Consider the following 1,069-nt stretch of genomic DNA (forward strand, 5'->3'; position numbering starts at 1 on the left):
GTGTGGTGGTGTTCCCGAGTAGCAGCGCTTTCGTGGAGGGTGCTGTGAATCTGGCGGGACCACTCGCTAAGCCTAAATACTTCCTGGTGACCGATAGTGGATAGTACCGTGAGGGAATGGTGAAAAGTACCCCGGGAGGGGAGTGAAAGAGTTCCTGAAACCGTGTGCCTGCAATCCGTCAGAGCCTTCGGGTGATGGCGTGCCTTTTGAAGAATGAGCCTGCGAGTTACTGCTGCGTGGCGAGGTTAACCCGTGTGTGGGGTAGCCGGAGCGAAAGCGAGTCTGAAGAGGGCGTGTGAGTCGCGTGGTGTAGACCCGAAGCGGAGTGATCTACCCATGGCCAGGGTGAAGCGCGGGTAAGACCGTGTGGAGGCCCGAACCCACCAGGGTTGAAAACCTGGGGGATGAGTTGTGGGTAGGGGTGAAAGGCCAATCAAACTCCGTGATAGCTGGTTCTCCCCGAAATGCATTTAGGTGCAGCGTTGCGTGGTTGCTTGGGTGGGGTAGAGCACTGGTTGGTTGATGGGCCTTCGCGGGTTACTGAGATCAGCCAAACTCCGAATACGCCTGAGTTTGAGCGTGGCAGTGAGACGGCGGGGGAGAAGCTTCGTCGTCGAGAGGGAAACAGCCCAGAGCATCGGCTAAGGCCCCTAAGTGTGCGCTTAGTGGGAAAGGATGTGGGATCGCCGAGACAACCAGGAGGTTGGCTTAGAAGCAGCCATCCTTGAAAGAGTGCGTAATAGCTCACTGGTCAAGTGGTCCTGCGCCGACAATGTAGCGGGGCTGAAGCGCACCGCCGAAGCCATGCCAGCGACACTGTTTGGTGTTGTTGGGTAGGGGAGCGTCCTGCATGCGGTGAAGCGCCGGAGTGATCCTGGTGTGGAGTGTGTGGGAGTGAGAATGCAGGCATGAGTAGCGAGTGAAGAGTGAGAATCTCTTCCGCCGGATGACCAAGGGTTCCTGGGGAAGGTTCGTCCGCCCAGGGTGAGTCGGGGCCTAAGGCGAGGCCGACAGGCGTAGTCGATGGATAACGGGTTGATATTCCCGTACCCGTGTGGACGCGTCCATA

At 58.2% G+C, this 1,069-nt stretch carries 1 rRNA gene; it reads left to right on the plus strand.

Features of this window, described 5'->3' with window-relative positions:
• A 23S ribosomal RNA gene (locus ACWEV3_RS43385) occupies positions 1–1,069 on the plus strand; the annotation flags it as partial.

This window comes from Saccharopolyspora sp. NPDC003752, assembly GCF_053605825.1.